The organism is Paenibacillus sp. FSL H7-0940 (assembly GCF_037979415.1).
GTDB lineage: Bacteria > Bacillota > Bacilli > Paenibacillales > Paenibacillaceae > Paenibacillus > Paenibacillus amylolyticus.
This window is the reverse complement of the sequence record NZ_CP150280.1, coordinates 768,367-788,150: the sequence shown is the minus strand read 5'-3', so window position 1 is coordinate 788,150 and position 19,784 is coordinate 768,367. Positions and strand designations below refer to the sequence as shown.

19 protein-coding genes are annotated in these 19,784 nt (G+C 44.1%); 4 read left to right on the top strand and 15 right to left on the bottom strand.

The genetic code is table 11. The features are described from left to right. Nucleotides 1-2: 2 nt before the first annotated feature. From MHB71_RS03295 to MHB71_RS03280, 4 genes are all read right to left on the bottom strand, one after another. Nucleotides 3-1,700, bottom strand: a complete 1,698-nt coding sequence (locus MHB71_RS03295; RefSeq protein ID WP_076328093.1) for a peptide ABC transporter substrate-binding protein — start codon at nucleotides 1,698-1,700, stop codon at nucleotides 3-5. A gap of 153 nt (nucleotides 1,701-1,853) precedes the next feature. Next, nucleotides 1,854-2,228 carry a DUF3397 domain-containing protein gene (locus tag MHB71_RS03290; RefSeq protein ID WP_036674826.1) on the bottom strand — a complete coding sequence of 125 codons (375 nt, stop codon included), beginning with the start codon at nucleotides 2,226-2,228 and terminating at the stop codon, nucleotides 1,854-1,856. Further along, entirely contained in the window at nucleotides 2,228-3,187 is a 960-nt protein-coding gene (locus MHB71_RS03285) for a 2-dehydropantoate 2-reductase (protein ID WP_340028835.1), read from the bottom strand. Before MHB71_RS03285 ends, MHB71_RS03290 begins: the two co-directional genes overlap by 1 nt. Before the next feature lie 150 nt (nucleotides 3,188-3,337). Next, entirely contained in the window at nucleotides 3,338-3,988 is a 651-nt protein-coding gene (locus MHB71_RS03280; RefSeq protein ID WP_036674824.1) for an RsfA family transcriptional regulator, read from the bottom strand. A gap of 314 nt (nucleotides 3,989-4,302) precedes the next feature. Here MHB71_RS03280 and MHB71_RS03275 point away from each other — a divergent pair, with 314 nt between their 5' ends. After that, a complete protein-coding gene (locus MHB71_RS03275; RefSeq protein ID WP_017687281.1) occupies nucleotides 4,303-4,539 on the top strand; it encodes a DUF2626 domain-containing protein in 237 nt (78 codons plus the stop codon). A gap of 184 nt (nucleotides 4,540-4,723) precedes the next feature. Continuing rightward, a complete protein-coding gene (locus MHB71_RS03270) occupies nucleotides 4,724-5,803 on the top strand; it encodes a hypothetical protein (RefSeq protein ID WP_340017964.1) in 1,080 nt (359 codons plus the stop codon). A gap of 98 nt (nucleotides 5,804-5,901) precedes the next feature. On the opposite strand, the gene MHB71_RS03265 is transcribed toward MHB71_RS03270, so the two are convergent. After that, nucleotides 5,902-7,173 carry an extracellular solute-binding protein gene (locus MHB71_RS03265; RefSeq protein ID WP_340028834.1) on the bottom strand — a complete coding sequence of 424 codons (1,272 nt, stop codon included), beginning with the start codon at nucleotides 7,171-7,173 and terminating at the stop codon, nucleotides 5,902-5,904. 221 nt (nucleotides 7,174-7,394) lie between these two features. Further along, on the bottom strand, nucleotides 7,395-8,729 hold the full coding sequence (locus tag MHB71_RS03260) for a PhoH family protein (RefSeq protein ID WP_024628438.1): 1,335 nt from the start codon (nucleotides 8,727-8,729) through the stop codon (nucleotides 7,395-7,397). A gap of 152 nt (nucleotides 8,730-8,881) precedes the next feature. On the opposite strand from MHB71_RS03260, the gene MHB71_RS03255 reads away from it, so the two are divergent. Further along, nucleotides 8,882-9,577 (top strand): YhcN/YlaJ family sporulation lipoprotein, encoded by a 696-nt coding sequence (locus MHB71_RS03255; protein WP_076318867.1) that lies wholly within the window; start codon nucleotides 8,882-8,884, stop codon nucleotides 9,575-9,577. A gap of 7 nt (nucleotides 9,578-9,584) precedes the next feature. On the opposite strand, the gene MHB71_RS03250 is transcribed toward MHB71_RS03255, so the two are convergent. The 6 genes from MHB71_RS03250 to MHB71_RS03225 form a co-directional block, all read right to left on the bottom strand. Continuing rightward, a complete protein-coding gene (locus MHB71_RS03250) occupies nucleotides 9,585-10,037 on the bottom strand; it encodes a pyridoxamine 5'-phosphate oxidase family protein (protein ID WP_340028833.1) in 453 nt (150 codons plus the stop codon). A 98-nt stretch (nucleotides 10,038-10,135) separates the two neighbouring features. Beyond that, nucleotides 10,136-11,197, bottom strand: a complete 1,062-nt coding sequence (locus MHB71_RS03245; protein ID WP_340028832.1) for an LCP family protein — start codon at nucleotides 11,195-11,197, stop codon at nucleotides 10,136-10,138. Between the two features lie 90 nt (nucleotides 11,198-11,287). Continuing rightward, nucleotides 11,288-11,584 carry a YlaH-like family protein gene (locus MHB71_RS03240; RefSeq protein WP_036614990.1) on the bottom strand — a complete coding sequence of 99 codons (297 nt, stop codon included), beginning with the start codon at nucleotides 11,582-11,584 and terminating at the stop codon, nucleotides 11,288-11,290. Between the two features lie 303 nt (nucleotides 11,585-11,887). After that, on the bottom strand, nucleotides 11,888-13,732 hold the full coding sequence (gene typA, locus MHB71_RS03235; RefSeq protein ID WP_036674819.1) for a translational GTPase TypA: 1,845 nt from the start codon (nucleotides 13,730-13,732) through the stop codon (nucleotides 11,888-11,890). A gap of 177 nt (nucleotides 13,733-13,909) precedes the next feature. Then, nucleotides 13,910-14,404 carry a hypothetical protein gene (locus MHB71_RS03230; protein WP_143781059.1) on the bottom strand — a complete coding sequence of 165 codons (495 nt, stop codon included), beginning with the start codon at nucleotides 14,402-14,404 and terminating at the stop codon, nucleotides 13,910-13,912. A 297-nt stretch (nucleotides 14,405-14,701) separates the two neighbouring features. Further along, nucleotides 14,702-15,361 carry a TerC family protein gene (locus MHB71_RS03225; RefSeq protein WP_047843767.1) on the bottom strand — a complete coding sequence of 220 codons (660 nt, stop codon included), beginning with the start codon at nucleotides 15,359-15,361 and terminating at the stop codon, nucleotides 14,702-14,704. Between the two features lie 87 nt (nucleotides 15,362-15,448). On the opposite strand from MHB71_RS03225, the gene MHB71_RS03220 reads away from it, so the two are divergent. Further along, nucleotides 15,449-16,159: a TerC family protein gene (locus tag MHB71_RS03220; RefSeq protein WP_036674816.1), complete on the top strand. Its 711-nt coding sequence runs from the start codon at nucleotides 15,449-15,451 to the stop codon at nucleotides 16,157-16,159. A gap of 122 nt (nucleotides 16,160-16,281) precedes the next feature. Here the strand turns inward: MHB71_RS03220 and thiI are convergent, their stop codons facing one another. The 3 genes from thiI to MHB71_RS03205 form a co-directional block, all read right to left on the bottom strand. Beyond that, complete coding sequence (thiI, locus tag MHB71_RS03215) at nucleotides 16,282-17,523, bottom strand: tRNA uracil 4-sulfurtransferase ThiI (RefSeq protein ID WP_340030122.1); 1,242 nt, start codon at nucleotides 17,521-17,523, stop codon at nucleotides 16,282-16,284. A 5-nt stretch (nucleotides 17,524-17,528) separates the two neighbouring features. Continuing rightward, on the bottom strand, nucleotides 17,529-18,677 hold the full coding sequence (locus tag MHB71_RS03210) for a cysteine desulfurase family protein (protein ID WP_340028831.1): 1,149 nt from the start codon (nucleotides 18,675-18,677) through the stop codon (nucleotides 17,529-17,531). 172 nt (nucleotides 18,678-18,849) lie between these two features. After that, entirely contained in the window at nucleotides 18,850-19,602 is a 753-nt protein-coding gene (locus MHB71_RS03205) for a lytic transglycosylase domain-containing protein (protein WP_036674814.1), read from the bottom strand. Between the last annotated feature and the right edge of the window lie 182 nt (nucleotides 19,603-19,784).

The window sequence follows — 19,784 nt, the reverse complement described above, 5'->3', positions numbered from 1 at the left end:
ACTTATTTCTCTTCCAGATATGCACGAGTGTAGTCAATAGCTCCACTGAAATCAAGTTGTACACCTTTCAGGTAAGGCTTAGTCAAAGATACGTTAGTGTAATAATAGATTGGCATAACGCCCATTTCATCTTGAATCAGGATTTTCTCAGCGTCAGCAAATGCAGCCATACGTGCAGCTGGATCAGCAGATTTTACAGTTTCTTTAACATCTTTGTCATACTGTTCGTTGCTGAATTTGGAATCATTGTTTGTGTTTCCAGTAGTCCACATTTCCAAGAAGTTGTATGGATCGTTGTAGTCAGCAGACCAACCTGCACGAGCTACTTGGAAGTTTTGGTTTTGACGGTTCTCAAGGAATACGCCCCACTCTTGGTTTTCTGTTTTCACATCAACACCAAGATTTTGTTTCCACATGTCAGCAACCGCCAAAGCGATTTTCGCGTGACCATCACTAGTGTTGTAGATCAACGTAACAGCTGGCAATGTTGTGTAACCTTCTTCTTTCATACCTTCAGCAAGCAATGCTTTAGCTTCTTCAACATTTTCTGTGAAGTAATCGTCTTTGTGCTCATCACGGAATTCGCCGTTTTCACCACGGATACCTGGAGGTACAAAGCCGAATGCTGGAATTTGTCCACCTTGTGTAACTTTGTCAACAATCAGCTGACGCTGAATTGCCATTGCAAATGCTTTACGGATTTTAACGTTGTTAAATGGTGCTTCGTTTACGTTGAACTGATAGTAGTACGTACTTGCAATACCAGTAGCTTTGAACTCGTCCGGCAATTCCGCTTTTACAGAAGGAATTTGGTCGGATGGAATTTCACCGTTAGGTGCACCAGTGTAGTCCAATTGTCCTGATTTGTAAGCTTGCAGTTCGGAAGCACTGCTGTTTGTCAGAGACATATCGATTTGAGCCAATTTAATATCGGCAGCTGCATGGTAACCATCGTTTTTCTTCACAACAATTTTTTGACCTTTAGAGTATTGATCCATTACAAATGGTCCGTTAACGATCATGTTTTTGTAGTCTGTGAAGAATTTGTCATTGGTGTCAGCAGATGCATGTACTGGGTAGTACGTGTAGAATGCTGTCAGACCCAAGAAGTAAGGTGTTGGGTTTTCCAACGTTACTTCCAATGTGTGCTCATCAGTAGCTTTAACGCCTACTTGTGAGAAATCTGTGACTTTAGTACCTTTGTATGTTTCATCTTTGCTGAGGTTGTAACCTTCAGCACCTTTAATGTAGTACAATTGGTATGCATATGGAGAAGCTGTTTCCGGTTTCAAAGCACGTTCCCAAGAACGAACAAAGTCTTCGGCAGTGATTGCATCACCGTTGCTCCATTTAGCTTCCGGGTTCAGGTTGAAAACATATTTCAAACCATCTTCGGAAATTTTCCAGTCTTTAGCTACGCCTGCTTGTTCTTTACCATCAGCATCAATGCGTACAAGACCTTCGTACAAGAATTTCAGAACTGTGTTGGTTTGGCTGTCTTTTGCTTGAGCCGGGTCCAACGTAGGAGGTTCAGCTGACAGGTTGATTTTCAGAATTTGATCTTTAGCAAGACCATTTCCTTCGTTTGCAGAACCAGTATCGGTGTTACCTGTGCCTTCGTTTTTCGATCCGCACGCTGCAAGTACGGTACCGAACGCCAAAATCAGCGTCAAAAGGACTAATAGACTTTTCCTTTTCATCTAACACGTTCCCCCTAAATTGATATGGTTTATATGTTTATAGATTATACAACCACCGGTCAAAAAAATCTACATTACTTTTTCAGAAAGTAATGTTTTTTTCAGTTTTCGACAAAATCGACACATTTTTTGCCTCTTTTGCGTTATGTAACCTTACATCAGTTGCATGAAGTATCTAAATAATCCAAATAAAGTAAACAAAACATACCCGAAACTCATGATAACGAAAGACATGCGCCATACGGCCCGGAACATTCTACCCCTATCGACCTTCCCTTTTAGTCGATTTTGCGCACCCCCGATGAATCCAAGTGCTACTAGTATGAGTATTAATGTCAGATAAAAACCAAAATTCGAATCAAATGTTAAGTTGAATAACGCTGAAACTGAAAATACAAGAAAAAAAGTGGTTACATCCATTGCCATTCGCAATGCTTTACGTTTGTCTTTTTTCCATACGTACATGCCCCAATAGACAAGAAAGAACGGAAAAAAGGGCAATATGCTCAACACAATAAAAAGTCCCATTAATTCACTCCTTCCGGTTGCATTCCTTCAATCAGATGAAGCAGTATTTCATGTGTAGGTGCAAAAAGGTCCAACTTCTGTGCCATCTTTACAATATGACCGTTAATTGACCTCACTTCTGTACCACGTCCAGCGAGAACATCTGCAAGCATGGAGGAAGTATTCGTGGCAGTAGAACGACAAACCGATATCAGTTGATCCCACATATCCTGATCCAAACATATTCCACTTGCAGAGTAGATTAACAATACTTCATCATATAACTGGCGCATTAGCCTCTTTCGTTCTTCCTTGACGATCAATTCTCCATTAGGGATTCGCCATAGTGCCGTGAGCGGGTTAATGACTGAATTAATCAATAGTTTCCTGTATATCAGCTTATCGATTTCATTCGACACTGTACAGTCAAATCCTGCCTGCTGCAACGATCCCGACAGAGTAAATGTTCTCTGCTCCTCTATAGAGGTAGAAGCTCCTATATGTATGTTGTACCTCCCCAGCCTAGTTTCACCTGTACCTGCACGAGTCACCTGACTTTGTGTTCGCTTCGCACCTTCTGTTGTAACCGCACTACACAGAAGCGACTTTGGCAAAGCTGCTTGAAGTTTTGTAAGATGGCCCATCCCATTCTGAAAACAAGCGACATTCAGCACATGATCTTGTAATGGACTAATCTCATGAATGAAATCATCAATGCTTGTCTGCTTAACCATGAGCAATAACCATTCTCCTGGTTTTTTCTTCCATGTGTCAGTCAGCTTACTTATTGGTTTCGCCTGTAATTGATCCGGTAGAATATGTATTTCCTCGTCTTGTTCCACAATGATTACTCCATTATGGCTGAGGAGGTCTGCCTGAGCTGCTGTTCTCGTCCAAAATCTGACCTTGTTACCTGACGCCAGCAGTTTCCCGCCATACAAAAGACCAAGTGCTCCCGCTCCTACGATGTCAATGATCATATGATGCACTCCTCTCCACTTCAGTAGTTTCTCTTCTATTATCTATAATAGAACAAAAACACCAAACTAAAAACCCGTCATACCTGCCGTTGTGTAACGGAGGTGTGGCGGGTTCATACCTGACTTTCACAAATCAAACGTCTGAATTTGTTATTCAATTCGTTCCAGATTCCCGTTGGCATCCATCTTGAAACGTGTCTTAAGTTCCTCTTCTTCTTCGGACAAAAATGCGAGTCTGCGAGCCCGATCCATAATCTGAATCAAAGCTTTGTAGTCGTCATTCACCACACGGTAATCCGTCTGTACTTCATTCACTTCCTTGGAGAGACGGTCATTCTCAAGACGTAGTTCAAGCAATTCATCTTCTTTCTCCCGAAGCTCCTTCTCCAGCATCTTGAGTTGACGACTACTCTCCTGCACCGTTCCCTTCCATTGTCGCAGGAAGCGGATTACTGCATCCATCGATAATGAATCGTCTGAGATCCCATCTGATTTGTACAGATGTTCTTCAGTGTCCAGTGTAGACAGTGCTGCAACCTGCGGTCCGAGCATAGCTGGTTGCTTTCTGAGATAACTTCGTTTTTGTCGTTGTGCCTTGGCGTTACTGATGGCAGAATCATACTTTTTACGTACACAACTGTTCCAGCGAAAACCGCATGCGGCAGATGTTCTGCCTATTTTTTCGCCCACCTCTTCAAAAGCGGCCAATTGTGTACTGCCTTCCCGAATATGACGCAAAGTAACCTCAGCCAATATCAAATCGTCCTCTGTACTCCAAGCATCCTGTCTCACTGCAGTCATGCTATAATACCCTCCTAACAACATCCTAAAATAACCGTCCGCATTACCGGAAGCCCGGTATGTGAATTAGGTATAAAAGCTGCTTCATTCATTCTTATGCCTCTCATAGAGTTCATAGAATTGATTTCATACTAAAATGTATTTCCACATTCAGGCTTGCTCATACGTGACATACGTAAAACATATCCCTCTATACTTACTTTGAGCAAAAAAAGAATTCGCTTTCATATCCAAATTTGTTTACACGTTTTTCCTTTCCCGGTATAATGTTGTGTAGACAATCTATGAACGTACTTAGGAGAGGAGGATTTACCGTGGCACGCATGTTTCGGGTACTCGGGTTCTTCACGCTTGCAATTGGCCTGATGGCTTTTGCGGGAGATCTGGTCGAAATGGCTTTGCTTTTTTTCCTGCAGACTGCGTTTTTTGTCATTTTGGGATACTTGAAATTTACCGAGCGAACGTACATATTGCTCTTCTGGGGTTATATGATCGTAACATTCACGGGGTTCAGCTACTGGACCGTATTCGAAATGGGTTTGCCGCTCTAATCCACCTGCAGCATCAAAGTGATCCGATATCTGTCGGGTTGCTTTTTTGTTGTGTTCAGATTAAATGAATGTTCATGGTGTTATGTAACCACTAAGGATATTTCACGTATTTGTTTCATATATTGTCTGGAAGACAACAAGCCTGTACGTTTGTCATTTAAGAAGTGGAAAGGAGAATGGATCGGTGAAACGTCAACACGGCATTTCCGCCTTTATATTATGCATCATTTTATTCCTCCAGCTACCTTTAGCCTATACCTATGGAGAGTCTTCACCTGAGGATACACGTGAGATATTACAAAAAAGTCTATCCATCGTTGAAATCGATCATGAAATCGAACGCATCACCGAAAGGCAGAAGCAGCTGGGTCAACAACACGAGACATTATCCGTCCAGCTGCAGGAACAGGAAGAGCAGATACATATTCAGCAAGATCGGGCCGGAGCTGTAGTGAGGTCCTACTACACAGGAGAACGCGACAGCCTCCTCATGACGGTCCTGGGAGCCAGATCATTCAAAGACCTGTTTGTACTGTATGATTATTACCAGATTATTATCGGACGGGATCAGGCTGTGCTGGACAAGTATCAGGACCGTTATCACAATCTGCAACAGACTTCCACTCAGATTCGTCAGACTACAACAGAATTAACCGAAATGAAGACTAATCTTCAAAACCAGCGGGAACGTGTAGTCGCCTTGCAAAAAGAAGTGGATGCCCAAATAGCCACCAGCGGAGATGCGGCAGCGATTCAGAAACTGATGGATGAATTAACCCTTTATTGGGAGAACATCGGCATCTATGAGGTGAAACGATATTTCAAAGCATTGGCATCTGCCATGCAGAACCTGCCCGATTTTATCCAAAAACAAAACGGAGGTATATCCACGACTGGAGCAACCTATACGATTCGAATTGGGCAGGATGAGCTTAATGCATTTCTTCGTTCCCAAAATTCAATCTTTGAAGACTTTGCCTTTCAGTTTAATCAGGATAAGATTATAGCTTCCGGTCAGCGGGATCAGTTGCAATTAAGCATAGAAGGACATTATACGGTAGAAAATGAACCCCAAAACTCCATTCGTTTTCATGTGGACAAACTTGTATTCAACCAGCTTGAATTACCAAACACCACTCGCCGAATGCTGGAAAAAGAATTTGACCTTGGGTTCTATCCACAGAAAATCCTGTCGTTTGTCAAAGCAACCGATGTTTCAACAAGTGAAGGCATACTGGAAGTAAAACTAGCTATATCATTTTAAAGAAGTTGTTCAAAAGTCCGCTTTTGACTACGAAGGATGCCTTGTGGCATCATCAGCATCGAAGATGAAATTCAGACTTTTTGAACACGAACTTAAAGTTAATTCGTCGTTCTAATACTGTCTACGTATTGATTCGCTGTAATTTCTCCCTTTAAGAATTGTTGTACTTTTTTATGAAAACGAGTTATTAGAGCATGACTTTCAGTCGTTGCAGCGGGGACATCTTGGGTGGTTGAGAACCAGGATTGTCCCTTTGTCATGTCATAACGTCCAACGAGTTTCTCAGACTCCAAATCCAGCTCCTGTTGCTTTGCGGGCAACCGGTTAACCTGTTGGTACCATTTCAGCTGTGTCGTAGCGGACGTCATTCCTTCAATCCATCTACTGGCCTCCTCAGCCTCAACCGAACCCGCAGTAATAACAAGGCTTCTGGAGTTTACGGTTTCCAAGGTTTCGAAAGAAATCCGCTCCAAAGAATCTTTATCAACTTTACTCGCTTGATCCGCACTTAATAATTGAGATAACAATGATACAACCATCGGTGTGCCGTTCTGGTCAGCAGTTGGAGAGAACTCCGAATTGGTAGACTCAAGCCTAATAAGGGGCTGAATCTGATTCATCAACTGAATCCCCTGCTGAAGATCCCCCGTTTGCGAATCTAATTGTGTTCGTTGAACTTGATCTGGTGCCATCCTCGGTCCCAAATGATTCAGCCACGCATTTGTCCCGTACATATCATTGATGTTCATTGTAATCAAACGGATGCCTTCCGCAACGGCTTGTTGAGTAAGTTTGACCCACTGATCTTTATTGCGAGGTAATGACTCCAGACCAGCTCTCTTCAGAAATGAAGTTTGGGCAGCCAGAATGTACGGATCAAAATCAAAAGGCATTCCCCACTGATAACCATTCCACTCTGTCATTCCCCGTAACCCAACTACCGTATCTCCTAGCGACTTCGATAATGTGGTTCCGTTTAACGGATACAGGTACCCTTTTTGGGCATAGTATTGCACTTCCTCACTATCAAGCAGAACAACATCACCGTTCTCTCCTAGTGAAAATTCAAGATCCAAAACATGCTTATATGTATCCGGCTTCTCATTCCGAAGATTAATCTCTACCAGCTGGGAAGCAGCAACTTCTTTGGCTATTTTTTGAAAGGCTTGGAACTCTTCATCCGACATGGCCACTACAATCTCCAGCGGAGCTTGAGCATCTTCATTACGGGACGAAGACCCAGGAAAAGCATCCTTCTCCTGATCGCGTTCCTGATTGAGCTGCGAACCTCTAAAGTCAAAACTCGGTGACAAGATCGTTAACGAAAGCAGCAATACCGCGAATAAAACAACCTGATGTCTACGCTTCATTAACTTCCCTCCCTGTTCACCTAGTTTTTTCCTGCAGCAATTATTGTAACAAATAAGTAGTACTCTTGTCCTACCCTGCCGAAAAACACTTTTTCGGATTTTTGCATAATACGAGCATATCGAGTTCTGTGTAATAACGCTTACTTATTTTTTCAGCAAAAAGCCGGCTCCAGGAGCCGGCTTCAATAACAACATTTTCCGGGAAATAAATCCCCTAAATTTTACAATAAATCAGCTGCAAGCTGTGCCAGCTTGGACCGTTCTCCTTTTTCGAGCATGATGTGTCCGCTGATTCCCTCTTGTTTGAACCGTTCCACGATATACGTCAGACCATTACTGGCAGAATCAAGATACGGATGGTCTATCTGTTCGGGGTCTCCCATCAAAATAATCTTACTGCCTTCACCGACCCTTGATACAATGGTCTTCACTTCGTGGCGCGACAGGTTCTGGGCTTCATCAATAATGATAAACTGTCCAGGTATCGATCTTCCACGAATATACGTTAAGGCCTCCACCTGAATACTGCCAAGTCCCATTAGGATTTTATCGATATCTCCAGCTTTTTTGGTATCAAACAAAAACTCCAGATTATCATATATCGGCTGCATCCATGGACGAAGTTTTTCTTCCTTCTCACCAGGCAAATAACCGATATCTTTCCCCATTGGAACGACAGGGCGAGCGATCAACAGTTTTTTGTACTTATGATCATCCTCTACCTTAAGCAGACCTGCTGCAAGTGCCAGCAAGGTTTTCCCTGTTCCGGCTTTACCGGTGATGGTAACAAGCGGGATGTCATCATTCAAAAGCAATTCCAGTGCCATGCGTTGTTGTGCGTTACGTGCGCTAATGCCCCAGACATTGTCATTACTGAGGAAAAGCGGCTCCAGCTTTGTTCCCTCTGTGTTCACTTTAAGCAAAGCCGATTTATTGGTTCCCATCTCATCCTTGAGAATGACAAATTCATTCGGATACAACGAATAAGACAACTGCAACGGTTTGATTGGTAAAAAACGATATGTGTAAAACTCATCAATCACTGACGGATGAACTTTTAGGGCCGTATAACCTGGATATAACTCACTGAGTCCTGCCGTCCGATCTGATAAGTAATCCTGTGTGAACAGACCAAGTACATCCGCTTTGATACGCACAAGTACATCTTTACTGACAAGCACGACCTGACGTTCGACTACTTCCTTTTCATTCTCCTCAATCTGATAATTCAGTGCGACAGCCAAAATGCGATTATCGTTGGACACTTCACCAAACATTTCCTGAACTTTCACGAAACTCCGATGATTCAGTTCTACTTTCAGGTTACCTCCATTAGCCAAAGGTACCCCACTGTGCAAGTGACCCAGCTCTCGTAATCCATCTAACAGTCTGGATACATTACGGGCATTACGCCCAATTTCATCGGCATTTCTTTTTTTGGAGTCGATCTCCTCCAGTACAACCGCGGGAATGATTACCTCATGTTCCTCAAAGGCAAATATGGCATTGGGGTCATGCAGAAGCACGTTGGTATCCAATACAAAAATCTTTTTCATTCAATCCCCTCCAAAGCGGCGTCGTTAAAGGCATGAATAGTGTGATCTTTCAGCAGCGGCATGGACAATCATGATCCCATACATAAATGTATTCGACTAGGGCAAAATAATTGTCAACCATTCTGAAAAACTCCAAGAAAGGATGAACATTTATGAAAATATGGGTTTGCACGCTGCTTCTGATCTTTATACTTACAGGTTGCAACAGTTCCACACGCAGCGCTTCGCCGAATCAAGGTACACATGCGAAAGGTTACGGAGGAAATGTAACAACTCAGCAAGATCAAGGGAAAGGATCTCACATGCTCAATGCACAGGAAGATCGGATGAATCCTTCACGTTTGGACCGTCTCAATGAGAATACAGGTGAAGTCCATGATACCAACATTGCAGATGATGCACAGAGTGGCCGGATGCCCAATGAAAAACGAATCAATCACCTTAAAGCCCTTGCCAAGCAAGTAGAAGGTGTTGAAGATGCGAACTGCGTCATACTCGGTAATACAGCCGTAGTTGGCATCGATGTTGATGGTGAACTGGAACGTGCTCGGGTGGGTACCATTAAGTACGCTGTTGCCGAAGCACTTCGCAAAGACCCCGAAGGTATAGATTCCATCGTTACTGCTGATGCAGATGTCACTGAACGAATTAAAGAGATTGGTGAACATATTCGTCAAGGGCACCCAATCTCCGGTTTTGCTTCAGAACTCGCTGACATGGTGGGACGAATTATCCCTCAACTCCCAAAAGACGTCAAAGTCCGTCAAAATCCGGATGAACACATGAATCAAAAACAACAAATGCAGCAGCTGCATTCATCGGACAAAAGACAACAAAAAGCCCAGTGATCTCTCACTAGGCTTTTTTCATGGCAGCAAAAACCTGCTCATCTAATTTCTCAGCAGCACGCTGATCATATATTTTGACATATTGAGGCACAGAGGACAATTGAGCGCCGTAAAACAGAGCATTCCTCACCGCTTCAATTGTAATGTCGAAACAGCACATATTAAATGGAACGTCCAGCAGCGGATCTTGTCGTACTGCAGCACGTCCGTTCACTGCGTACACCGTCTCTTCTCCAAAGACAGTTACCGTAATGAGCGGATTAGTAATCATGTTATTTACTAAACGTGAACGATGATCAATTGCTAAACGAAAAGTAGAAGCATTCTCCGCATAAATCCAGGAGATGGCTGTTGAAGTCGGACCTCCGGATTCTACATCCACAGTGCTCAGAAGCACAAAGGTCTCATTCTTGAATTGCTGTAAAAGAGATTCAGTTAATTGTGTGACGGCTTCGGACATTCAACCAGCCCCCTAACCTTCTTTATGCAATTCTTGTACTTGGTTTATGTTATTATAGCATACCGATTAACGTGCTTCCAATCCCAAAAGAATGAAGGTTATTCGCCTAAAGGTGAAGCTGTTACTTTACCTGAAAGTGTATCTTTTAAAGCCTGCTTGGCATTGGCGAGTTCCGTCTCATTAATATACACATATGGACTTCTCCACTCTCCAGTAACCGGAGTATAATGCACATCCGAAGTGGAAATGTTCCAATACGTCGAGATAAAGTTTTTCATTTGTTCCGATTCCACATCTGTCGTCATATTCTTGTCAACTGCACCAATCACTTTGCTGATCTTTGTAATGCCCCCAAGAGATTTCATCTGATCCAGCATGGAGTTCAGCACTTGGTTTTGACGTTTGTTACGATCAAAGTCATTGGATTCATCAGTCTTTGGATTACAATTGGATTTGCGGTAACGAACAAAATCTAGTGCTGCTTTACCATCGAGATGTTGTGCGCCTGCGACCAGATTGATATCTGTACCATCGGCTGTATCTCTATAACACATATTTTTATCCACAGTCACATCCACGCCACCTACGGCATTGACAGCATCACGGAATGCCTGGAAATTCAGGACGGTTGTATAATTAATATCTACATCCAAATACTTGCCCATCATTTCTTTCATCTGATCCTCTGCATTTTTGCCAGTGGTTTTTTCCTGTGCTTTGAATCTTGGATAATAGGAATTCAGTTTGTTGGATTTGTACCCATCCAATTGAATACGCGTGTCTCGAGGCAAAGATACAATGGTTGCCGTCTTGGTCTCCGGATTCAACGAAGCCACCATAACAACATCCGAAAGATATGTGCCAGTTTCAGGACGGTTATCTGTGCCTAATAACAGCATCGTGATCGGTTTGGTTGTGGCTGACATCCCGGGAGGTACCGGTTTATCGATGCCTGTATCCACGACTTGATTGTATACCCAGTACGCATATCCACCGCCTACCACAATGGCAATAACCAATAGACTTAAAAGGATTCTGCCAAAAGCATTCATTCTCTTTTTCTTCTTAGGCTGCTTGCCCTTGCCATTCTTCGATCCAGAAGCACCGGATTGCGTTGGTGCCTGTCTCCGTGGAGGCAGTCCGTTCGAATTTGAGTTCATATCTTCAACACCTTTATCACATCTGTTTTTGTCTAAATAAAAGACAACCGCTTTCCCTAAGGAAAACGGATGGTCTGTACAAGACAGGATTTATGAGTTTCGAGCGGCAGCTTCCGCTTTTTTCTTTTGACGACCTTCAATAAAATAACGCACTCTCACTAATAACATCAAACCAACCGCCACCAGCAAACATTGAATGATGGGAAGCTTGTCGATTTGAAAAATAAGAAGCATGAATGTGCCCATCGCCATCAAAATATAGAGAACGATTTCCTTACCAAGTGGCAATTTCTGACGTACCCGAAACACCTTGTTATATACGTAAGTAATCAATACAAAGATGACGATGTAGGCTACGATCGGGTGTGATGCGAACCATGCTTGCATGCACAGCCAGCTCCTTTCGTGTTCATGCTAGGATAAGTTAACTGGTTGATGGAACAACACCAACAACATTAATTACAAAGCTCTGCAATATGACCGTTTCGGATTCGGATCGTTCTTTTGGTCGCTGTTATCCCCAGATTTTTTTGATCCATTTTTCAATGGTTAAATCCGGGGATAAAGGCGAACGCTTCGCTCCTACAGAATCGATTCCGTATCCTCCACTACTTTAGTGGGTTGTAATCAACGCCGATGGTGCATATGTGTTCCATCAAATGCTAACTTATATAGTTTATTTTGTTGTTATTAGGCTTTAGAAGCCATTTTGCGTTGTTTTTCTGCACGCTCACGCTCGGATTTGTTCAGGATCTTTTTACGAAGACGAATAGATTTTGGTGTAATCTCACAATATTCATCTTCATTCAGATATTCAAGCGCCTGTTCCAATGAGAAGATAATCGGAGTTTTAATTTTAACCGTATCATCTTTACCGGAAGAACGAACGTTAGTCAGTTGTTTTTCTTTGCAGATGTTAACAACGATATCATTGTCACGTGTATGTTCACCAACAATCATACCTTCGTAGATTTCAGTACCCGGCTCCAAGAAGAGCGTACCGCGATCTTCAACGCCCATCATGCCATAGAACGTAGATGTACCCGTTTCAGTTGAGATCAACACGCCTTGGTGACGTCCACCCACTTGACCGGATACTACTGGAGCGTAGCTGTCAAATGCATGGTTCATTACACCGTAACCACGAGTCAATGTCAGGAAGTTTGTGCTGTATCCGATCAAACCACGTGCTGGAATCAGGAACTCCAGACGAACTTGACCACTACCTGTGTTAACCATGTTAACCATCTCTGCTTTACGTGCGCCCAGGCTCTCCATTACGGAACCCATGCTCTCTTCAGGGATATCAATCAACAAGCGCTCAACAGGTTCCATTTTCTTACCGTCAACTTCTCTTACGATAACTTCTGGTTTGGATACTTGAAGCTCATATCCTTCACGACGCATATTTTCAATCAAGATACCCAAGTGAAGCTCACCACGTCCGGAAACGATAAATGCATCTGGGCTATCCGTTTCGTCAACACGAAGGGAAACGTCTGTTTCCAACTCTTTGAACAAACGCTCACGAAGTTTACGGGAAGTTACCCATTTACCTTCACGACCTGCGAATGGACTGTTGTTCACGAGGAACGTCATTTGCAGTGTTGGCTCATCAATTTTCAGAACTGGCAGAGCTTCCGGGTTGTTAGGGTCGGCAATGGTTTCACCAATGTTGATGTCCTTGATCCCTGCAATGGCAACGATGTCACCTGCTCCTGCTTCTTCCGTCTCAATACGTTTGAGACCTTGGAAACCAAACAGTTTCTCGATACGTGCAGTTTTGCTCTTACCATCACGCATAATAACCGTTACCGATTGTCCTTGACGGATCACACCGCGGTTAACACGACCAATGGCAATACGGCCAAGGTATTCATTGTAGTCCATCAAAGTAACGAGGAATTGAAGTGGTTCTTCAACATTTTCGGTAGGGTGTGGGATATGACTAACGATGGTATTGTAGATCGCCATCATGTTGTCATCTTGTTTGGCAGGATCATTATCCATGCTGGATGTTCCGTTCAATGCGGAAGCATATACAACAGGGAATTCGAGTTGTTGATCGTTGGCACCCAGTTCAATGAACAGGTCCAATACTTCATCAATAACCTCAGTCGGACGAGCCGCTGGACGGTCAATTTTGTTTACAACAACGATTGGTGTCAGGTTATGCTCAAGTGCTTTACGAAGTACAAACTTCGTTTGTGGCATACAGCCTTCATAAGCATCAACAACGAGCAATACACCGTCAACCATTTTCATGATACGTTCAACTTCACCACCGAAGTCGGCGTGTCCTGGTGTATCCACAATATTAATCAAGTAATCTTTATAAGTTATAGCCGTGTTTTTGGCCAAAATCGTAATACCGCGTTCACGCTCCAAATCGTTGGAGTCCATTACGCGCTCCTGTACCGTTTCGTGATCTCGGTAAGTACCGGATTGCTGGAGCAACTTGTCAACGAGTGTTGTTTTTCCGTGGTCGACGTGGGCAATAATCGCAATATTGCGAATGTGTTCTCTTGAATGCATGTTTTGTATCCATATCCTTTCCAATTTCAAATCATATCTACTTAAACTTCCCGCAATTTCGCAGGTTACTCACAAAATAAGCGTCGGTGATATCCCGACGCATGTCTATATCCCTTATATTATAGTTTATTATAGGTAAAAATCAAGATATTTCGCACAAAAAGACCACTGGGAATGTTACCAGCCTCTCCCTTGACGCCCTCGTCCAAGTAATAACCAGACTCCACCCAAGATCAAAAGGACAGCAAGTACATAGATTATTCCCGTTTGCAGCAAGGTAAATCCGAATAATATGATCGACACCGCACCAAGGATCAAAGCTGCAGGTAACACATATTCCGGTCTTCGTCGTTCAGCCATTCCATATTCGAGTAACCCTATGGCGATCCCAAGCAAGAATGCTGGCCACAGCCTGCTCATAAGTCCAGCGCCCCATGTATTCGTTATACTGAATAAAACACCATACACCGTTAGTATGCCGGCAGGAACGAGTGACCACGATGGTGAAATACGCGCATAATATAACGCATGAAGGGCGATGCCTGGCAGCAGGATCAGCAAAGGCCAGAAATTACGACCAATAAATCCAAACACGCCAAACTTGCCAAGCAGAATAATAATTCCCGCAGCTACAATAAATAGTCCAATCGCTTTTTCATTTCTCATCCTCATCTAAAATCACCTCTTATACTATGGCTATGTACTTTATTTCTTCATAAACGATACGCATTCCATGCTGACTGTTGATAATCAAACCTGTAATCATGCTTCTAGTGTATCCGATGTTTCGGCAAAAAACTATACTTGATGTCGCACTTTGCGTGCGCCCTTTACCTGTATTACCCTAAAATGTGCAACTTATGACCAGCCCAATGATTGTTGTATTGACAAGCGTATTATCTCACCACAAAACCGCCTAAACCGGACGGTTCAGACGGTCATATGTTCAAGCTTTTATCCAAAATTAAACTATGCGTTCTTCCGCACAAATTTATGTGCGCCTCCAATCGCAACCACAAGACAAGCCATGGCTACGGGTAGCAGCGTATGCACCTCTGAAGCCATACCTCCCAGCCATTCTCCTAACTTGGGGTCTTTCATCACCATCTCACCTGCTGTGAAGGCCAGGATGCCTGATCCGACGAATACAAGAATCGGAAATCGCTTCAACAAACCAACAATTAACCCGCTCCCCCATACAACGATGGGGATACTGATTGCAATACCAATGACGATCAGAGCCAAATCTCCATCTGCCAAAGCCGCTATGGCCAAAACATTATCCAAGCTCATTACAAAATCGGCAATCAGAATGGTTTGAATGGCTTTCCAGGTCGTAGAAGCTTCTCGAATATGTACTTCATCCTCATTTTGAAGCAGCAGCTTTACTGCAATCCAGAGTAGCAACAGCCCACCTGCCGCTTGGATAAAGGGAATCCCCAGCAATAATACCGCTACAAAGGTTAACACACAACGCAGCAGTACCGCGCCAAAAGCTCCCCACCATACCGCTTTTTTGCGTTGTATTGGTGGCAGATCCTTGCTGGCAAGCGCAATAACAACCGCATTATCTCCACTTAATACCAGATTGATCATTAAAATTTCAGTTAACAGCCATAGTGTATCCATGTCCTCATCCCCCCACATTAACTTGTATGTCGGAGTTGTCCATGCTATTCTTAATGATTGAACCGTATATAAGGAGTGACATATATCATGGAGCTATTTAGTCCCACATTCTGGCTGGCTTTGCTGAACGTTGTCTTTATTGATCTAATTCTGGCTGGGGATAATGCCATCGTCATTGGTCTCGCAGCTCGAAACTTGCACCCTTCCGTGCAGAAAAAGGCGATTCTATATGGAACTGGCGGCGCACTTTTGATTCGAATTTTAGCAACAGTTGTTGTTTTATGGTTGCTTAAAGTTCCGTGGCTCTTGCTTGTGGGAGGCATACTTCTGATCTGGATTGCCTATAAATTATTGGCGGATCAGGGAGATGAACACAATAATGTCCAGGCGGGAACTTCCTTGTGGACCGCTATTCGTACCATCGTGATTGCGGATGCAGCCATGGGATTAGATAACGTGATTGCAGTTGCTGGAGCAGCGCAGCAGCATCTCGTGCTTGTCATCCTTGGACTCCTGATTAGTGTACCTATTATCGTCTGGGGCAGTACCCTGTTTATCAAGCTAATTAATCACTTTCCTTGGATTATCTATGTCGGAGCCATTGTTCTCGGGTATACGGCTTCCAATATGATCACTGAGGAACAGCGACTCTTGCCTTACTTTACGGAACATCCGGCATTGCGCATTCTCTTTATCGTTGTGGTTATTGCAGGTGTAGTCTTTGCAGGTTATCGCAAACGCTCCAGCAGTTCCAGCCACAAGGGATCTGGTGGGGAACAGCAACGCTCCTATTCGTAGGCTAATTTAAACTAACAATTTCATCTGAATACAGCAAAGGACTGAACGATATTTCATCGGACAGTCCTTTTTTGCAGTTAACATAGCCCTTGTTATGTCAGCCATGCTAATTTTTATTGAGTTTAGAACCAATCATCCTTCATGCCATTGTCGCCTGTCGGATTCGTTACCACAGAAGTTTCACCGGCATGCAGGGTGATCGTTTCAGTTTGTTCCACCGCCTGATCCACCCATTCTGACAGATGGCTCATTGTTGATTCTATTTTATCCACAATTCGAAGATTTGGATTGGTTGAAGGTGACTTTGGCACAAAGAGAGTACAGCAATCCTCATATGGCAAAATAGAAATGTCATACGTTCCGATCTGTTTGGACAGAGTAATGATCTCCTGTTTATCCATCATAACCAGTGGTCGCAAAAGTGGCAGATCCGTCGCACGACCAATGACATTCATACTCGGAAGAGTCTGACTCGCTACTTGGCCCAGGCTATCCCCGGTGATCAGTGCGAGTGCCCGCTCACGCTCGGCAAGTTTGGATGCAATTCGCAGCATTGAACGTCGCATCAGCGTAATAATCAGATTATCCTGACCCAGCTGGGTAAATGCCGTTTGGATCTCCGTAAATGGAACCAGATGCAGCTTGATTGTTCCCGCATGATCAGCAAGGGCACGTGCCAAATCAATGACTTTCTCTTTGGCGCGCTCGCTTGTAAACGGGTAACTGTAAAAATGCACACATTCCACTTCCAGTCCACGGCGCATGGAAGACCAGGCTGCCACCGGGCTGTCTATTCCACCTGATAGCAGTACCATCGCTTTGCCATTCGTCCCCAGTGGAAAGCCGCCTACTGCCGGAATGGTTTCGTTGAAAATATAGGTACCCTGATCCCGAATTTCCACTCGCAGTTCAATATCAGGTTGACGAACATCAACACTTAATTGCTGAAACTTCCTAAGGATCGGGGAACCGACCAGATGGTTCATTTCATGGGAAGAGTTCGGGAACTCCTTCCAAACCCGCCTTACATTTACCTTAAATGTGGTGCCTTCTTTGAATTCGTCTTCCCTTTCGTTCATAAACGCAACTGCTGTTTTCACAATCTCATCAAGCTCGGATGGAGTAACTTTAACCGGACTAATCGACATCACACCAAATACCCGCTTCAGCACCTTAATCAGTTCAGTATGTGATTCACCGCCAAGATCCACATAGACACGGCCATATTCTTTGCGAAGGCTCGCTCCTGGATAAGGTTTAAGCAAAGCTTTCACCTGTGTAATGATCGTTTTCTCAAATCGGGCACGATTTTTCCCTTTTAACATAAACTCTCCGAAACGGAGAAGCAGCATATCATATTTCATTTCCATTACATCCGCCTTTCGAGGGGCCGCAACTGCGCCACCATCTGATGTAAAGCCTGTTCAAGCAAGGCTACATCTTCTTCTGTATGTTCATCTCCAAGACTAATACGCAATCCGCCACCAGCACAAGTTGCATCTCTGCCCATCGCAAGTAGAGCCCGACTCGGTTCAGCCGAACGCGAAGAGCAGGCAGATTGGGTCGATATGGTTACGCCAAGTTGCTCCAAGGTGTGCAGCGCCACTTCTGCCTTCATCCCCGGATAGGAGAAGTGCACAATATGAGGTGCACCCTCTGGGCGACTGTTCAATTCAAATTCGGGAATAACACGTATCGTTTCCATCAATCGATCACGGAGCACCGTTGTACGCCGGGCAAAATCAACCTGATCTTCTGCTGCCATTCGCATGGCCTTTGCCATGCCTACCAGTAAGGCCACGTTTTCTGTGCCTGCTCTTAGGCCTTGCTCCTGTGATCCTCCTGACAATAGTGGCGTAAGCTCCACTCCACTTCGCACATACAGGAGACCTGCTCCCTTCGGTCCACGTATCTTGTGAGCAGACAGACTGTATAGATCTGCACCCCAAACGGCAGGTGTCGCCTTCATTTTTCCAAAGCCTTGAACACCATCCACATGGAAAAGCACCCGTGGTGCTTTCTTTTTGAGTTGTTTGCCAATCTCTGCAATCGGATGGATGGCTCCTGTTTCATTGTTTACATGCATCAGACTTACAAGCACCGTGTCGGGCCTGATCGCGTCTACAACCTGCTGAGCGTTGACCACTCCATCGGAATTCACGGGAACTAATGTCACTTCCCATCCCCACTGCTGCAATTGCATAACACTTTCGTACACCGAGGCATGCTCGGTAGCCGTAGTGATGATGTGTCTGCCTCGTGACTGATAACGTAATGCCGCACCTTTTATCGCAAGATTATTACTCTCTGTCGCACCGGAAGTAAATACAATCTCTTCTGGCTTAACGCCGATTGCCGCAGCACATCCAGATCGAGCACGACGCAGCAACTGATCGGCACGCTCTCCATACCCATGGATGGAGGACGGATTACCGAATTGTGTCTCCATAATTTCGGCCATCGTACGAATCACATCAGGATGGGGAGGTGTGGTTGCAGCATAATCAAAATATTTCAAATGAGGTTAGACCTCCCTTATCTCTTCGTTCTTGAACCTACAGTGAGCATTGTAACACGATACCCATACAACACAAAAAGACCAACCGGGAACAGGCGTTTCAAGCGCTTCTGCTCCCACATTTGATCTCATCCTGCCTACCATGTGTTTTCACAAATGTCTATCTGTGAGTTTAGATCACATATTTCGACTGTGCCTTCTCCACCTTGGATATATAATTCTGTGTTTCTGAAGGCAAACGGTTAAGTACACTCATCAGTTCGCTATCACTCGACACGCCCAGACGTGAAACACGACCTGGTCCTGCATTATATGCAGCAAGTGCCATCTTCACTTCTCCACCGAAACGCTGGAGCTGAAGGGAAAGATACTTCGTACCCGCATCAATGTTTTGGGCAGGATCAAATGAATTACTCACACCCAGCCCTGCAGCCGTGCCATCCATTAATTGCATGAGCCCTTTGGCACCGGCAGAGGACACCACATTTGGGTTAAAATTGGACTCTGTGTCAATGACGGCCTTGATCAATGATTCAGGAACACCGTATTTGGCACTTGCCTCGGCAATCAAAGATTCATAATCCGTAGGTACAGATGCACCTGAATCCACGATTCCTGTATTGGATGAAGATAATAAAGACTCAACGATGTTATTGGAGACAGAGGACGATCCTGCCGTATTTATATCTGGATTGTACGTGCTTCCGAGTTGCAGCCACAACAGACCATCACTGGATCTTTTGGAGACCGTAGCGGTAGAATCTGTATTGCTCGTCGAATTGGCACCCGTACCTAACAGCCCGTCCATCACATTGGCGAAATCCACTGTTGAACCAGCATCCGATTGTGATCCACTGGTTTGGTTATTCACATTGGACAATTGCAGTTCCAACAACTGCCGCGATCCGCTTGGATCAATCTGCATGAGTTATACCCACTCCCGTATAATTAAGCGTATTATGACCTTATTCTACATCGTTTTACAGCAAGGTTCCATTGTTTTCAAAAAAATATATGAATCTCTCCACATAACCTGCGCATATACGAAAAAAACCTTCTGTAATTCACCGTATTTGGGTGAGAACAGAAGGCTTTTAAATGAATCAT